General features: G+C 64.1%; 15 protein-coding genes and 1 tRNA gene. 8 read left to right on the top strand and 8 right to left on the bottom strand.

Annotated elements, in window-relative coordinates:
- Positions 1-48 precede the first annotated feature (48 nt).
- From L810_RS37000 to L810_RS36985, 5 genes are all read left to right on the top strand, one after another.
- A complete protein-coding gene (locus tag L810_RS37000) occupies positions 49-426 on the top strand; it encodes a DUF2946 domain-containing protein (RefSeq protein ID WP_042977772.1) in 378 nt (125 codons plus the stop codon).
- Positions 427-727: 301 nt separating this feature from the next.
- Positions 728-1,093 carry a copper resistance CopC family protein gene (locus L810_RS36995; RefSeq protein WP_042977770.1) on the top strand — a complete coding sequence of 122 codons (366 nt, stop codon included), beginning with the start codon at positions 728-730 and terminating at the stop codon, positions 1,091-1,093.
- Positions 1,094-1,174: 81 nt separating this feature from the next.
- A complete protein-coding gene (locus L810_RS36990; RefSeq protein WP_021163272.1) occupies positions 1,175-1,621 on the top strand; it encodes a copper chaperone PCu(A)C in 447 nt (148 codons plus the stop codon).
- Between the two features lie 31 nt (positions 1,622-1,652).
- Positions 1,653-1,826: a hypothetical protein gene (locus tag L810_RS48585; protein WP_021163271.1), complete on the top strand. Its 174-nt coding sequence runs from the start codon at positions 1,653-1,655 to the stop codon at positions 1,824-1,826.
- Positions 1,827-1,924: 98 nt separating this feature from the next.
- The gene (locus L810_RS36985; RefSeq protein ID WP_021163270.1) at positions 1,925-2,554 is read left to right on the top strand and encodes a LysE family translocator; all 630 of its coding nucleotides are present in this window, start codon (positions 1,925-1,927) and stop codon (positions 2,552-2,554) included.
- A gap of 40 nt (positions 2,555-2,594) precedes the next feature.
- Here the strand turns inward: L810_RS36985 and L810_RS36980 are convergent, their stop codons facing one another.
- The gene (locus L810_RS36980; protein ID WP_042977784.1) at positions 2,595-3,920 is read right to left on the bottom strand and encodes a leucine-rich repeat-containing protein kinase family protein; all 1,326 of its coding nucleotides are present in this window, start codon (positions 3,918-3,920) and stop codon (positions 2,595-2,597) included.
- A 151-nt stretch (positions 3,921-4,071) separates the two neighbouring features.
- Between L810_RS36980 and L810_RS36975 the strand changes: the two genes are divergently transcribed.
- Positions 4,072-4,156 (top strand) — tRNA-Leu (locus L810_RS36975).
- 448 nt (positions 4,157-4,604) lie between these two features.
- Here L810_RS36975 and L810_RS36970 read toward each other — a convergent pair.
- The 5 genes from L810_RS36970 to L810_RS36950 form a co-directional block, all read right to left on the bottom strand.
- Positions 4,605-4,856, bottom strand: coding sequence for a PAAR domain-containing protein (locus L810_RS36970; RefSeq protein WP_042977768.1), 252 nt, complete (start codon positions 4,854-4,856; stop codon positions 4,605-4,607).
- A 62-nt stretch (positions 4,857-4,918) separates the two neighbouring features.
- Positions 4,919-5,404: a hypothetical protein gene (locus tag L810_RS36965; protein ID WP_059485189.1), complete on the bottom strand. Its 486-nt coding sequence runs from the start codon at positions 5,402-5,404 to the stop codon at positions 4,919-4,921.
- Entirely contained in the window at positions 5,401-7,185 is a 1,785-nt protein-coding gene (locus L810_RS44235; RefSeq protein WP_021163265.1) for a LysM peptidoglycan-binding domain-containing protein, read from the bottom strand. The genes L810_RS36965 and L810_RS44235 overlap by 4 nt, the downstream gene beginning before the upstream one ends.
- A gap of 3 nt (positions 7,186-7,188) precedes the next feature.
- Complete coding sequence (locus L810_RS44230) at positions 7,189-7,767, bottom strand: hypothetical protein (protein WP_021163264.1); 579 nt, start codon at positions 7,765-7,767, stop codon at positions 7,189-7,191.
- Positions 7,764-10,514, bottom strand: a complete 2,751-nt coding sequence (locus L810_RS36950; protein WP_021163263.1) for a type VI secretion system Vgr family protein — start codon at positions 10,512-10,514, stop codon at positions 7,764-7,766. The genes L810_RS44230 and L810_RS36950 overlap by 4 nt, the downstream gene beginning before the upstream one ends.
- Positions 10,515-10,924: 410 nt before the next feature.
- On the opposite strand from L810_RS36950, the gene L810_RS47765 reads away from it, so the two are divergent.
- A complete protein-coding gene (locus tag L810_RS47765) occupies positions 10,925-11,074 on the top strand; it encodes a hypothetical protein (protein WP_021163261.1) in 150 nt (49 codons plus the stop codon).
- Positions 11,075-11,185: 111 nt separating this feature from the next.
- Here L810_RS47765 and L810_RS36945 read toward each other — a convergent pair whose 3' ends face one another.
- Complete coding sequence (locus L810_RS36945) at positions 11,186-12,076, bottom strand: LysR family transcriptional regulator (protein ID WP_021163260.1); 891 nt, start codon at positions 12,074-12,076, stop codon at positions 11,186-11,188.
- Positions 12,077-12,214: 138 nt separating this feature from the next.
- Between L810_RS36945 and L810_RS36940 the strand changes: the two genes are divergently transcribed.
- The gene (locus L810_RS36940; protein ID WP_021163259.1) at positions 12,215-13,456 is read left to right on the top strand and encodes an MFS transporter; all 1,242 of its coding nucleotides are present in this window, start codon (positions 12,215-12,217) and stop codon (positions 13,454-13,456) included.
- Between the two features lie 109 nt (positions 13,457-13,565).
- Here the strand turns inward: L810_RS36940 and L810_RS36935 are convergent, their stop codons facing one another.
- Complete coding sequence (locus L810_RS36935; RefSeq protein ID WP_021163258.1) at positions 13,566-14,813, bottom strand: MFS transporter; 1,248 nt, start codon at positions 14,811-14,813, stop codon at positions 13,566-13,568.
- Positions 14,814-15,744: the final 931 nt, after the last annotated feature.

Here is a 15,744-nt window from a genome sequence, read left to right as displayed (position 1 = left end):
GCGTGGCATAATCCGCTCCATCGTCGCCCCTACGCCGTCGCGCATCGCATGCTGAGTCGTCGTCTCCGGAAGATCGGCAGTCTGATCGGGATGCTCGCCATCCTGATGACGGCGCTCGCGCCGACGATCTCGCAGGCCCTGACGACGCAGCAGCGCGTCGATACGCTGCTGGCCGGCTACTGCACGGCCGCGCCGGCCATCGGCGAGCGCGCCGCCGATGCGTCGCGGAAGAGCCTGCAGGCCCACCTCCAGGCATGCGGCTACTGCAGCCTGCTCGCCCATACGCCCGCACTGCCCGCGCCCGAACTGACGTTCGCGGCCAGCGTGCACGTCATTCAGCATCGCGAAGCGACCCGCTTCGAAAGCCTGCGCCGCGCGCTGCCGCTCACGGCCGCGCAACCGCGCGCCCCTCCGTTCACGTCCTGATTCGTCGTCAACGCCCGTGATGCCGTAGCGCATCGCGTGGCCCGCGCACGCCGCCGGCATGCGCGACGTGTCACGTTTCGAAGGACGATCATGTCTCACCGTGTTGCGCGCGGCGTCGTTCCGTGCGTGCGGCCGCTTGCTGCCGGTGCGTACCGTCGCGCCGGCATTCGCATGCGGGCAAGCGCCGGCCGTGCACGTTCGCGCCAGCGTCGGCCGCCATCGGTGCTGCTGCGATGGTGCGCGTGCATCCGTCCGTCGAATCCGTGTTGCTTCATCCGATTCGCCACTCGCACACTCAACCATGAAAACCGCCACTTTCATTCGCGGCACGCTCGCCGCACTCGGCTTCGTCGCCATCCAGGCCGCCCACGCGCACGCACTCCCGAAGACGCAGGAACCGGCCGCCGGCGCCACGCTCTCAACCGCGCCGCATGCGGTCTCGATCGGTTTCAGCGAGGCGCTCGAGCCCGCCTTCAGCTCGATCGCCGTGACCGACAGCCGCGGGCAGTCGGTCGCCGACGGGAAATCGTCCGTCGACGCCGGCAACCGGAAACGCATGCACGTCGCGCTGGCCAGCCTGACCGCCGGCACGTACACGGTCACGTGGATCGCGGTGGCCAGCGATGGTCATCGCACGCAAGGCCACTACGCGTTCACGCTGAAATGACGTTCGCGACGCGCATCGGCGTTTCGTGCCGATCGCGTCGCCGCCGATACCCGCCGCATCCACCCATCAGGAGAACCAACCATGAAACACCCGATTCCGACCGGCCTGCTGTTCGCACTGCTCGCGCTGCAGGCTCCCGCCACGTTCGCCGCGCCGGCCGTACAGGCAGAAAACTGCTGGATTCGTGCGATGCCGGCGACCGTGCCGTCGTCCGGCTACTTCACGCTGAAGAACGACGGCGACGCGCCCGTCACGCTGACGGGCCTCGACACGCCCGCATACGGAATGGCGATGCTGCATGAAACGCAAACGAACGGCAGCACCGCGAAGATGGTTCACGTCGACGCCGTCGAAGTGCCCGCGCACGGCACGGTGACCTTCAAGCCGAAGAGCTATCACGTGATGCTGGAGCAGCCGCGCCAGGCCGTCGCGCCCGGCGCGAAGGTGCCGTTCCGGCTGCGTTTCGCGGACGGCTCGACGGTATCCGTGACCTGCGACGCCAAGGCGCCGACCTACGCCGGCCAGTAACGCCGCCCGCCCCCGATCGAAGGAGACGCACATGAAACACCGCCTGCCGCTGGCCGACCTGATCGTCCGCTACCGGACGCCGCTGAACGTCGCCGTGCTGATCGTCTGCGGGATATGGGCCGGATGGATCGCGTGGATGACGCGGCCCGCCGCGATCGATACGCCGCCGTCGATCCCCGCGTACTGCATGCGCGACGCACGCTGACGCGCCGCGACGGCAAGGTTCCGGGCAAGCCCGGGCCAGATATTGGCGTGGCATCATCGCGTCATCCCGCCCGCCGGAACCGCCTCTCGGAGCGCCGCATGCCCTTTCAGACCTGGATGCTGTTTGCCGCAGCCTATCTCGCCACGACGCTGTCGCCGGGGCCCAACGTGCTGCTCGTCATCCGCAACACGGTGCGCTACGGCACGCACGGCACGGCCGCGACGATCGCGGGCAATCTCGTCGCGCAGGGCGTGGTCGTGGTGCTCGTCGCACTCGGCGTCGGCGCGGTGCTCGCCGCGATGCCGCCGCTGTTCGTCGCGATGAAGGTGGCCGGCGCCGCGTACCTGATGGTCCTGGGCGTCAGGCAACTGCGCGGCGAGCGCAAGGCCGGCACGTCGACCGGCGCGGCGGAGGTCGACGCGCCCGACCGCGGGAAGCTGTTCCGCGAAGCGCTGTTCGTGTCGGGCAGCAACCCGAAGACGATGATCTTCCTGTCGGCGTTCATGCCGCAGTTCATCGTGCACGACCGCCCGCTCGCGCTGCAGTTCGTCGTGATGTACGCGACGATCGCGTGCACCGTCGTGGTCGTTCACAGCGTCTATTCGGCCGGCGTGCGCCGGTTCCATCGCGGCTTCGGCATGAGCCGCGCGGTGCGTGCGCTCAAGCGCGCCAGCGGGCTGCTGTTCGTCGGGCTCGGGATCAAGCTGCTGACTGCGCGGCAGGCGTAAGCGCTCGTATTGTCGAGACCGAACCTGCCGCGCCGTCCCGTCAGCGTGTTTGCGCAGCCAGCGCGGCGGTGATCTCCACGAACGACGGCCGCGCGTCGACATCCTCGTTCAAACAGGCTGACGCCAGTGCGTCGAGCGCGCGCCGGCCGGCCCACGCCTGCTGCCCGCATCGATCGAGCAACTCGCCGAGCAGGTAACCGAACGCACGCACCTCGAGCCGTTCGAACCGCGCACCGCGCATGCGGTCGTTCACGTCGTAGAGCGACGCCGCGCCGAAATCGCCGAGCAACGCGCCACCGGCGCCGTCGTGCAAGATGTTGTGCGCATACAGGTCGCCGTGCATGATGCCGCGTTCGTGCAGATGGCCCGCGACCGACGCGATGCCGTGTGCGATTCGCAGCGCCGCGGCAGGCTCGAATCCCGTGCCGTCGGCATACACGTCACGCGTGCAGGTCGCGAAGCTCGGCGGCCCCGCGAGATTCGTCAGCGCAGGATCGACGAGTTCCATCACGAGGCCGTGCGTGCCGTCCGGGTGCCCGCGCACCTTGCCGATCACCGGGATCATGTTCGGGTGGCGGCCGGCATGCAGGCACGCGGCCATTTCGCAATCGGGCAGGCCGTCGCTCGTCACCGCGCCCTTGAACAGCTTGACGGCGACCGCGCGCGGCGCACGGTTTTCCGCCGCCCATTGCGCGCGGTAAATCACGCCCGATGCGCCTTCACCGAGCTTCTGCTCGCATGCGAGCGATGCCCAATCGACGTCAGCGATGTCCGGCTCCGCCGACGCCGCGGCTTCCGGTGCCGCGCCGAACGGATTGCCGGCGGCAGCAAGCCACGCGAGCCGCGGCATCCGCAGCAGCCAGTCCGGCAGTGCGTCCAGGCGATTCGCCGACAGGCGCACCAGTTCGAGCGCGCGGCACGCTGCCAGCCCGGCCGGCAGCGTACGCAGCCGGTTGCCGGCGAGCATCAGCTTCTGCAAGCGCGAGCAATCGCCGATATCGGCAGGCAACTCGTCGATTGCGTTGTCGGTGAGGATCAGCCAGCGCAATGCGCGCGGCAGCGATCCGCGCGACACCGTTTGAATCCGGTTCGCCTTGAAGCCGATCATGTCGAGCCGTTCGCACGCGCCGAGCACGCTGGGGAACGCGGTGAAGCGGTTGCCGGACGCGAACAGGATGCGCAGGCGATGCAGGCGCGGCAGGTCGTCCGGCAGCGCGGTGAGCGCATTGCCGGTCAGGTCGAGCACTTCGAGCGTGTCGGCGAGATCGAAAATCTCGCGCGGGAATGCCGTCAACCCGCATGCGAGCTTGAGTTGCCGTGCGCCGGCCAGTTGCCCGGCCTGCAATTGTTCGAGGGTATGTGTCACGCGGAGAAAACGGGTTGCGGTTGCGGCGGCCATCGGGTCGATCGCCCGAATTCTACCGGGATCGCTTTCGCGCTTCCGCCCATCGTGTCACACCCTCTTCACAAACGCGAAATGTGACGCTACAATTGCGCCCCTTGCAGTGCAATGCAGTGCCGACGTGGTGAAATTGGTAGACACGCTATCTTGAGGGGGTAGTGGCGAAAGCTGTGCGAGTTCGAGTCTCGCCGTCGGCACCAGATGCGGTTTAACCGCGTTTCGAGTTCAGCAGTCCCCGCCTTGCGTCGAGGCTCCGACGATCCTGCCGCCTCGCAACGAGGTTTTCGTCGTGATTCCTTCCTCATCGCCCGCCTGGCGCGGCATGTGCCAATTGCCGACCGACAAGACCTGTCGGAGCATGGCCCACATCGATAACCGCACGCTCCCCTTTCCAGCTTGAAGTCCATTCGATCGGACACTGTCGGGAATGCTGCGCGTCACGCTTTACTGACGGCCCGGCCACACTCCGCGATCTGAGAGAAGCAAATGACCGATGTCCGGTCGACTTCAATGCGGCATTCCCTTGTGCCCGGATCACGGGCACAGGCCACGCCGGTCGATACGACTCCGACGTTCAGTGCGCAAACAGCCGTTTTTGGCCGTTCGATCATGCGCGCGACTTTTGGCTGCGCCGCAGGGACAGCAACCTTACCGGATGCTCGAAATCAGCGCGCACCCGCACGTAGCGTGGTGCCCCTGTCGGGCGACCCATATGCCGCGATCGGTTATTTTGGCATCGCCTTCCAGAATCACGTTCGGATTCACGTCAGGATGCAGGGGACACTTCACGAGGTCGCCCTTGCGCGCCACACGCCGTCCGCCGTAGCGCATGGTCTCCGAGGCGGTAATGACCTCGCCCCCGTGGTCGGTGGTGTCGCCGAGTCGAATCAGATCAATCATGGAGTTTCCCTCATTCGGCAACCTGTCGACTGCCGCAACGGGATCAACGAGATATTCACGCGTCAGGGCAAGTTGAAGACCTGACTGCAAGGCAGCTTTGCTCCGCTATCGATCGTCAGATTGAAGTACGGTTTGCGATCGAGATGCTTTTCGTCCGCATCGGGATCGGGGATATTTCGAAATCGCTCGAAAACGAGCGTCTTGCCGTTCCGCAACCGTATCGACATGAACTTCATCGATTGATCGAATGTCGGCGTTCCCCATGACGAATCAATCGGCTTCCCCTCGCCAGCGGACAGGTAGACCGACAGGGTATTGCCCCACTCCTGGCGGGGCACCACCTTCATCTGATCGGCATCCGCCTGAGGCACGCCAACATTGACGGAAAGTTTCTTCCCTCCCTTTACCGTGCAAACGAACTCCTGATTGCCGCCGAACCGCTGCTGAAACGCGACGAACGGATCGGCGTTGCCTTGATCGGCCAGAACTGTCGCCCCCCAGCAAGAAAGCACTGCGCCAGAAATCAAAAACCAGGCATTCCATTTCATTTGATCCAGACTCCCGTTACCTTTCTACCCTTTCCGATCAACGTGGGTTTCTCGCCCTTGCGCATCACCCTGCTATTCGGACTGATGTAATCACTCGCGAAAAGCGGTCCGGGCAGTACGACCTCGGCGTGACCATGAGTCGATCCATCGGTCGTACCGTAGACGATCACGGCACCCTCGGGGGCATCATAGGGGCTGGCGATGCGATAGGACGGATCGGACAGAATGTTTTTGAATCCAGCCTTTTCAAGATCGATTCCGGCATCCTTGGCTTCGACCTGCGGCGGGTACGAATCGACCATGCCGGAAGCCATGAGCGCGATTTTCACATACTTCCAGCACTCCATCGTCGACACACCGGGCGCTTTGGCGACACTGTAGATCGGCTGCCCCAGCTTCGCCTTCTTGACCGCGGCAGGCCCGCTGAAATTGGCCTTTCGCTTGCCGTACTTGGCGTCCCTGCGCAAAATCTCGAACATCTTCTGCTTGGGGTCGCCGTCCGGCGGCGGATCGTCGGACGCGTGCGCCACGGCAACAGGATGACCATTGTCGTTGCGGGTCACTTTCGCTTGATGCGTGTCCGGAGAAGGCGCATCCGCCTGCTCGGCCGACGACACCGGCGCTGAAGATGCCGCCGCTGGAGCGGACGTTGCCCCCGGCGGCACGGGTGCCGACGATGTCGCCGTTGGAGAGGGCGCTGCCGCCGGCGACACCGGCGTCGAAGATGCCGCCGCTGGAGCGCGCGCGGCTCCCGATGACGCACCATTCGACGGCAGCTTGATTTGCTGCCCCGGCTTAATCAAATTGCCGTCCAGCCCTGGATTGACTCGCCGGAGCTCGGCAACGCTCGTCCCGTGCTGGTGCGCAATTTTCCATAGCGAATCGCCGCTCTTGACCGTATACGCGCCCAGCTTGCTATTCCGTCGGTGATCCCCCGGCGCCCCGGGATGCGAATTTGTCCGGGCCTCGACTTTGCTGTGCGGACTCGTCAGCGTCAACGTGGCAAACGAGCCGGAAAGCGAACCCGTCCATGCCCGCTCGAGATTCGTCTCCACCTCCCTCACCCAGACCTCCAGCGTCTGCGTGAACGGAATGTTCTTGACGGGCTGACTGATTTTTCCGGACGCGTCGCTATGGCCTTCCTGCAGCACCTTCCCTCCGGACTTCACCTGGTAGTGCACGCCGGAAACAGGCTGTTTCTTCTTGTTGACGAACTGAACGCCCAGTGCACCCGAGCAGCAGCCGAGATCGTAGTCGCCGAACTTGTCGATATAGTCTGAAACCGTAGTACCGTTCGCGTCCGAAGGATCGTCGGCTCCATTCGATTCAAGGAATTTCATCACGCCGGGATGCGTGGCTGTTCCGAAACCCTTGAGGTGAGCCGCACCGACAATACCGGAGTGCGTGATCGTTATTCCGGCAATGACCTTGCCCTCATATTGATCCGCACCTTGCTGACGAGCTCTCGAACAAAGCAACCGGACCCACGATACGGCCGCCACGTCCTGTTCATCGGGAGAGTTCCTGAAATCCTCCAGACTGTGGATTCCATCCTTTCCGGTCCAGGTTCCTTTCCATTGATACTGGAACTTCGTATGGTGGTTCGGCAACTTGATGATGGGAGACGTACCGTCCGACACGTAATAACCCAGGTCGCTCAACGCGGACTCGCCAAACTGATATTTACCGACGTATCCGTACTTGTTGATGACCTGATAGTTCCCGCCACCCTCGCTCTGAAAGAGTGCGCCCAGGAATTCCTTGATTCCGCCCTTGCTCATGGTTCACTTCTTCTCGCAAAAAATTCGAGCGTCGTCCGCATCGATCCTGATCGGATATTGCGTCTCGATCAACGTCTTTTCAGCCGCGCTCGGACTTCCCAGCCATTGCGGCGCGCAGCGATACAGCAAGCGTCCCGCGGTGCGATGAGACTGTGCGTCATAAAGCATCGCGACGTTCGTAACGTTGCACTGATTGGCCTGGCAAATGTGGTAGAGCCACTCGCGTGAATCGCCCATGCGCCAGAGCGATCCTTGTGTCGCAGGGCCACTCAGCAGGCGTTTTCGAAGCATCTGCACATCCAGGCCGGACGTATTCAGAAAGTGGTCGAACGCGCTCGACAGCGTCCGGCCGGCCGGGGTGTCGGCCTGACTTCCATCCGGATCCACGAGATTGAAGATCTCGGTTTTATATTCCGAGCTTGCCGGCGTGACATTTTCCGCCACGGAAACCTGGCTCTGAGCCTTGCAACCGAATGCCGCCGAACAAAACAAAACCATCCAGAGAAATCTGAATCGAGCCTGATACGAACGGACTTCGAAGAGTCCCTTCAATCGTACTTTTTCAGTGTGTTCCTGCGTCATTCCTGCACTCCATCTCCGCTAGAAAACAGGTCATCGTGGACCGTGTCCAAATGATGAGTCCAATCGCCGTTCCTCACGCTGACCTGTACCGTCTCTTCCGACTCCGTGAAGATTCTGCCGGTCATGCCATCCTCATCAAGCGTTCCGTAATAGTGAGAATCCTCGCCGACCTTGATCATGTACGGTGCATTGCCGAGTATTTCTCCATCTGCGAGCGCCCCCGACAGATCGAATCGCAAGCTGTACGGGCCCGCGCTCTGGGGTATGGGCATCGGTGGCAAAGGCATGCGCGCCGAATCCGGTCCAGGCACATCCCAGCTCGCGGCCCGCTCCAGAATCGTTCCCGGCGAACCATTGACGATCCCGTTGCCATTGATCTGGATGTATGATCCGCCCGCGCCGATCCAGACTTCCTTTGCCGCCGAGATCACCACCTTTCCATCGGTGCTGGTGATCGTAAGATCCTTCAACGCGGCAAGCGCCATCTGGTCGCCCTGCGCCTGAATCTCGACCTTGCCTTTCGCCGCGAACAATTTCATCCCTGCGTTCTGCACGAACAGACTGATCTTCTCCGCGACGCTCGCAACGAGCGACTTTCCGCTGGCGATGAACATGCCTTGCCCGCTGACCAGATTGGTCTGCTGATCGCTCGCAACATGGACCGATTGCTGCGTGGACAACGCAACGCCGGACGGACTGGCAAGCAGCATGACGGGGGTCCGGAAAACGTTGGCGTTGCCGGCGCCCCCGCCCGCCGTTCTGCCGCCCGACTGCACGCCCTGCGCGCTGCCTTGCGTTGCATCGGTAAACGCCTTCAGCGATTCGTGCGCTTCGGCGAGACCTTCCGCCTGATGCGCCAGGCTGACCCGCGACATTGCTTCGATCGTGCTTTCGGCGCCGACGAGTTGCTGCTGGGCTTCACGCACGTCGAGTTGCTGACTGTTCGTCTCTTTCGCATGGGTCGTGACGTACAACCCCCGTGCGGCTCGCACGGCACCATACGCATCGGTTTTCAGGTCGAATCCCGAGCCCAGATACGAGCCGCGCGCGTTGCCGCTCTGATCGATCAGGTATCCCAAATGCAGCAAACTGTTGCCATTGCTGCTGAACAGTCTTGCGCGATTCTGTCCCGTCGCATCGTCCAGAACCATTTCGTTATAACCGGCCCCTGAATACTCCTTCGACCGGTAACCCGAAAGGATGCCGTTGCTGTGCCACTGCGGCTGAACGTTCCCGTTGTATACACGATGCAGTACGATGGGCCGGTCACAGTCTCCACCGACGTAACCGACCAGCACTTCCTCGCCGACACGTGGAACGTGAACGCTCCCGTAACCGCCCCCCGTGTCCGACTGGGCGACTCTCACCCAGCACGAAGCGCTCGCATCTCCCGAGTTTTGCCGGTCCCAGATGAACATGACCTTGACTCGATTCAGCGCGTCCGTATAGACCTCTTCGCCCTGCGGCCCGACGACGATTGCCGTTTCCAGTTCCATCGCCGGCTTCTTGTGCTCGAACGGGCTCCGATACGGGACCGTCACACGCTGCGCCTCGACCTCCACCCGATAAAAGCCGACTGAACCGTCAGCGTGTGCAACGACTGCACCCTCCTGCGCGAGCTTGGCCTGGGCGAGTTCGCCCTGCAGGCTGTACGGAAAGCTCGATTCATGACTCGACAGCGGCAGGTTGTTCTCGATGTAGCGATGCACCTTGATTGCGGCGAATTCACGCTGAGCTGCCGAATCGCGGTCATGCTCCGGATGCCCGGTCAGAACGAAACGGCATCCGGCATCGATCCCCCGCACGCCGCCCACACCGAAAAATCGCTTCGCCCGGGACTCCCATTCCTCCAGGTGCATCTTCGAAAGATGCTCACCGCGATTGCGATCCAGATACGTATAAGCGCCGGTGTATTCGTAAACTTCGGCCTGCTCCGGCAAACTCCCCTGGCCCGACATCGTCGGCAACGTCGTGCCTTTGGGATTGGCGAAGGACGAAGGCGCCTTGTAGTCGAACGTGCGTGTCGTGTGCACTGCGCTTTGCAATGTCCGCGAACCCGCCCACTGCGTAAAAGCATCCGTTTCTCCACCTGTACCCGATCGGGAGAAACCGACTGAATTGGGAGACATCTCATCGAGCGAGTAGACATCGTCGGTCACGACGAGTCGATGCGACTTCCCGTCTTGATCCTGCCGCCAGAAACCGAACAGCCCCTCCTCCTCCAGCAGCCGATGGACAAAATTCCAGTCAGTCTCGCTCTGGCGGCAATACGAACGCGGAGGCAGCGGCTTCAATAAAGCAAATTCGAATTGCCCCTGGGCTTGCGGATGCGCATTGAATACGTCCGTGATGATGGTGTCGACGCTCTTGTCCTGCCAGTACCGCATATCGCTGCGGAACCTGAGGAAATGCATCCACGAAGCGAATGTCAATTGATAGCTCGAAAGGCTGCCGTCGGCACCCAGTCTGCGAGCCGTATGAATGTAACCGTTGAGCGGTCGATAAGACTTGTTCGCTTGCTGAATCCAGAGCGTCATCGGCTGGGCAATCAGCGTTTTCAGCTCGATGTCGCCTGCCGTGGATACCATATCGAGCGTGACGCTGTAGTCACGGCCAAGTTCGGAACACGTCACGGCTCGTCGTGGCACCAGCGCATTTTCCGGCAACGCCGGGATGCTTGTCTTGAGCAGGCGATCCTGCTGGATCAGGCCGCCACGAATCGCCTGAGCCACTTCGTTCATGTTCATTCGTTATCCGTCTTCTTGTTCTTTGCGAGCCCGCAGCGGCCCGCACTCTCACGGGAACGGCTTCCCGTCATGCCGCCGCAATTCTAGCGGCAGCAACGAGTCGTGAGAATGTACCCGGCTCGCGAAAACAACAAAAAGACCATGTAAAAATTGATACACGAAGTATTAAAGAACCGAGTTTCTCATTTTGATGACAGGATCATTCAAATTACCAAACTGCATCCTTTCTATTTCTTTTCAATTGTCACGAAATAAAAACAAATTCGTAATGCTTGGCGCTTGATCAGGTTGTCGTTGCTGGTATCGATGCCAGCATGGCCGCCGCTGCAGTTCGGACGAACCGTTGAAGTGCTTCCTGATGACATCGATCGGCTTCCCACCACCCAGCCGACTCCTGCCAGGCCGTGATCATGGCGAACGACAAGGAAATTCGAGCCACTCCATCGACCTGCGTGCTGGTGAAATTGAAATCAACGTCAATTTCATCTCGCGATCAACATCGACAGATTGCAGACGGCAGCGCACAACAATTAGCAAAAATACTTCTTCGTCGATATTGAAATCATTCAAATGCGAAGACCAGCATCCCGTCGAATACGACATCATCGCGCTTCCAGCATGCTCGAAAAACACGACGCCACATCGCTACGCGGTTTTTGTTTCCACGGCCCTCACACCGCCCCATCCTCTCCCGCCAGCAACAGGAAATTCCGGACCACCGCCGACGACTCATCGCATCGTGACGCAATGGCGAGCCGTGCCCGCAACGCATCCCCCGCCAACGGCCGATAAACGACTCCGGCAACCTGCACCTGCGTAATCGCCTTCGGCACGACCGACACGCCGAGCCCGGCCGCGACCAGCGTCACCGCGGACGCGATTTGCGGCGCAGGCTGCGCCATGCGCGGCTCGAACCCGGCGGCATTGCACGCGGCGACGATATGGTCGAACAGCGCGCCGCCGGCCTCCCTCGGCACCTGCACGAACGACTCGTCCGCCAGTTCCACCAGATCGATCCGCTGCCGCTGCGCCAGCCGGTGCGCAACGGGCAGCGCGACGAACATCGGTTCGTCGTCCCAGTCGAGTAACCGCAACGTCGCGGCGGCCCGGCGTGCCGGCCGCACGATCGCGACGTCGAGGTGCCCGGCCTCCAGCGCCTCCAGCAGCATCCGCGACGCGGCCTCCTGCAACGTCAGCTCGGCATCCGGAAACGCTTCCCGAAAGCGCCGGATCAGGTCCGACACTTTCGAATTGAACGCCGCCGTCCCGGTGAAACCCACGCGCAGATGCCCGGTTTCCCCGCGCGCGGCCCGCCTTGCCGCGCGCACCGCACGCTCGGCGGCGTCGAGCACGCGGCGCGCTTCCTGCGCGAAGACCTCGCCCGCCAGCGTCAGCTCGGCGCCGCGCGCGGTCCGCCTGAACAGTTCCACATCGAGTTCGCTTTCGAGCGCCTTGATCTGCTGGCTCAACGGCGGCTGCCCGATGCCGAGCGCCTCTGCCGCCTTGGTGAAATTCGACGCGGCCGCCACGGCCAGAAAATAACGGAGATGCCGGAGTTCCATTCGTACGTGCTCTCACGGTGTGCCGGGTTGACTTACCAGCCAGTGGTTAAACATATCACTGCGGTTACTTTCATATATTGGACATATACATGACCGTGCGCAAGAATTCAGGCATTCCTTCGCACATCGAGCGCAGTCATGTCCTCCCCTTCGCTTTCCCGTGCGCTGCCCGGCACGCAACAGGCCACGCCCGATGCGCTGCCCGCCGGCGTTTCCCCGCGCTCGGCCGCGTACAAGCGCATCGCTCTCGCGCTCTTCCTCGCCGGTTTTTCCACGTTCTCGCTGCTGTACTGCGTCCAGCCGCTGCTTCCCGCGTTCGCACGCGAGTTCGGGCTCGGCGCGGCCTCGAGTTCGCTCTCGCTGTCGCTGTCGACCGGGATGCTGGCGATCTCCATTCTGTGCGCCGGCGCGCTGTCCGAACGCGTCGGGCGGCGCGGGCTGATGTTCGCGTCGATGACGCTCGCCGCGCTGTTCAACGTGCTCGCCGCGCTGTCGCCCGACTGGAACCTGCTGCTGGTCTGGCGCGCGCTGGAAGGTTTCGCGCTGGGCGGCGTCCCGGCAGTCGCGATGGCGTATCTCGCCGAGGAAATCGCGTCGGAAGGGCTCGGTTTCTCGATGGGGCTCTATGTCGGCGGGACCGCGTTCGGCGGCATGGTCGGACGGATCGGCATGAGCATGCTGGAAGAGCACTTTTCGTGGCGCACGGCGATGCTGACGATCGGTGTCGTCGATCTCGTCGCGGCGGCCGCGTTCGTGATGCTGCTGCCGCCGTCGCGACGTTTCGTGAAGCGCACCGACCTGACACTGCGCCATCACTTCCGGCTGTGGGGCGAGCAACTGCGTCACGCGCGGCTCCCGTTCGTGTTCGCGATCGGCTTCCTCGTGATGGGCGCGTTCGTGACGATCTACAACTACGCGGGGTTCCGGCTCACCGCGGCCCCGTTCAACCTGAGTGCGACCGCGTGCGGGCTGATCTTCGGCGCCTACCTGTTCGGGATGGTGTCGTCATCGAGCGCAGGCGCGCTCGCCGACCGCCTCGGCCGCGCACCGGTGCTCGTCAGCGGCGTGCTCGTGTTCGCGGCGGGCCTCGCGCTGACGCTGTCGCATTCGCTCGTCGCGATCGTCGTCGGCATCGTGCTCGTGACGATCGGCTTCTTCATTGCCCACTCGGTCGCGAGCGGCTGGGTGGGCTACCTCGCGGGGGCCGCGAAAGGGCACGCCGCGTCGCTGTACCTGCTTGCGTACTATCTCGGGTCGAGCGTGCTCGGGTCGATCGGCGGCACGTTCTGGCAACACGGCGCGTGGACGGGCGTCGCCGCTTACGTCGCGGTGCTGCTCGCGCTCGGGCTGCTGACGGCGCGCCGGCTGGCACGGGCGTAATGGGTGTAGCAGACGTAATGGGCGCAGTGAGTGCAGTGAACGCCCCGCGCGATCCGGTCATTCGTCGCGAGCTTCAAGCGCGCGACGCATCAGGCCAGCCGCGCGCCGATCAAGACGCCAGCACATCATCCCCCTTCACCGCATACGCCGACTCGCGCCGCTTCAGCCGTATCGCGATCAGCGCCGCGAGCACCGCCAGCGCGGCGCCCGTGAGAAACCCGCCCGTATAACCGACCTTCGCGGTGAGCGACAGAATCGTCGACGACGCGATCAGCTCGCCGAGGTCGCGCGTGCTCTGCACGGCCGTCACGTCGGTGCCGGCCTGGTCGCTGCCGCCCGCGAAGCGCATGCCGGCCGTCATGATCGACACCGACGTGATCCCGGTCGCCAGCGAACCGAGTACCGTGCACAGCCATGCCCACGACGGCGACACCGGCAGCCACCCGCCCGCCTGCGCGAACCACAGCAGCGCGGCCGCGCCCGCACAGCTCACGCCGGCCGTAAACGCGCGCCACAACCCGAGCCGCCTCACGAGCCACGCACCACCGCCGCAACCGAGCACGACCGTCACGATGCCGCCGGCCATGCCGAGCTTGCCGATCGCGTCGAGCGTCCAGCCCGCGTCGTTGAGGAACAGCTTCGACAGGCCGAAACCCGATACGGCCGTCATCGCCGACAGCAGCGCAAGCGACAGCAGCGACCACGAGCGCGGCCGCTTCGCGAAACGGACGAGGCTCGCATCATGCTCGGGCTTCGCGCGCGCACGATCCGCATCGCGCGGCAACACCCACAGCACGCAAACCAGGCTCGCGAGCGGCACGGCCGCCAGCGCGAGAAACGCGGCCCGCTGGCCGAACAGGCCGATCAGCGTCAACGTGCCGGCGCCGCCGCCGAAGAAGCCGATCATCACGCCCGCGATCTGGATCGCGTTGATCTTCGCGAGCGTGTCGCCACTGAAGTGCTCGGCGGCCATCCCGTCGTTCGCGATGTCCTGGGTCGCGCTCGCAAGCGACGCGACGGCCAGCAGGCCGACCGCCCATCCGGCCGTCGCGACCGTCATCCCGATCTGCGCGAGGCTGCCGAGGCAGAGCACCACGAGCGTCTGCATCGGCAGCATCCAGCTGCGCCGCCGGCCGATGCGCGGCGACCAGCGGTTGTCGACGACAGGCGCCCACAGGAACTTCACGACCCACGGCAAACCGACGAGCGGCAGGAACGCCAGTGCATGAAGCGGTGCGCCGTCGTGGCGCAGCAGGGTCGGCATCGCATCCATCGCGATGCCGATCGGGATTCCCTGTGACAGGTAAAGCAGCGTGATCGTGATGACCAGGCGGCGATGTTCGAGCAGATCGCGCATCGAAGTCTCCAGTTGCATGAAATTAAAAAGGTTCGGCACCGGCCGGCACGCGCGCGCGCTGCATCGCGTCGCGGCGCGGACGGCGCGCGGCACGCAGCAGCAATGCGCCGAACGCGACGAGAGCCGCGTCGATCGGCCAGTACACGGGTTCGCCCGTGCCGAGCAGCGCGATCGCGCAGTGCGTCGCCCCTGCCAGCCCGTAAGCGGCGCCGGCCGCGCGCATCAGCGTGCGCAGCCAGGCCGCGCGATCGGCCACGCAGGCCGCGAGCGCGAGTGCACCGCCCCACACGGCCCAGAACAGCATCGCGAGCACGTGGTCGACGTGCATGCCGGCGGGCAACGCACGCCCCGCGAGCAGCAGGACGCCGCCGGCGAGCACCAGCCCGCCGCAGGTGCCGACGGCGACCGCGGCCAGCACGTTCGCCGAGCGGTCGTGCTGCGCCCGCCGCCGCTCAATCCACAGATGCAGCCCCGTCGCGCAGAGCGCGCACGCCGCGAGTCCCATCAGGAAATGCAGCGCGCGCAGCACGCCGCCCATCGCACCGACCCAGCCGTATTGCGCGAAATGCAGCGGCTGCACCGCGATGAACGCGCGCAACCAGAAGCCTCGGCCGCGCGACGTGGCGTCCGCGAGCCATTGCCCGTCCACCGCGCGATACAGGTGGCGCTCGAACACCGCCGTGCTCGGCAGGCCGGCGGTCGTCCCGGCAATCTCGACACGCGCGTTCACGTCGCCCCACCGATGCAGCACGACGGCTTCGCGCCGGAAATCCGGCGTGCGCGCCGCATCGCGCCGCAGCAGCGCCTCGAGATCGGGCGCGCGTTGCCACGCGCCGCCGGCGGCAATCGGCGGCGGCCCGCCGAGCAGCTCGGCGAACGCGCGCTGCGGTTGCCCCGGATACGCGACGCCAGATCGGAAGAGCACACGTCT

The organism is Burkholderia sp. AU4i (assembly GCF_000466765.1).
Lineage (GTDB): Bacteria > Pseudomonadota > Gammaproteobacteria > Burkholderiales > Burkholderiaceae > Burkholderia > Burkholderia cepacia.
Note: the sequence above shows the minus strand (reverse complement) of the source record. Positions and strands in the feature narration are given on the sequence as shown.